The sequence below is a fragment of the Paenibacillus sp. GQ49 genome, assembly GCF_059759055.1.
On sequence record NZ_JCAXEL010000073.1, the window covers coordinates 1 to 201 of the forward strand.

The 201-nt window shown below is 55.7% G+C and carries 1 protein-coding gene; it reads right to left on the minus strand.

The genetic code is table 11. The features are described from left to right. The coding region (locus tag AC6CIF_RS32005) for a ketoacyl-synthetase C-terminal extension domain-containing protein (protein ID WP_498202764.1) at nt 1–201 on the minus strand (201 nt) is incomplete at both ends.

A 201-nucleotide genomic window follows, 5' to 3' on the forward strand; every position in this document is an offset into this window, starting at 1 on the left:
GCGGTATTCCTCCAAAATGAGATGAGCATTCGCTCCACCTGCACCAAACGAGGAAATTCCCGCCCGTCGCGGTACGATCTGACCGTCCACCCTTGGACGTTCCCAAACATCTAACTCCCGCTGGACCGTGAATGGGGTTTGACTAAAGTCAATATGCGGGTTGGTCTGCTGCACATGCAGGGACGGCGCCAGCTCTCCATA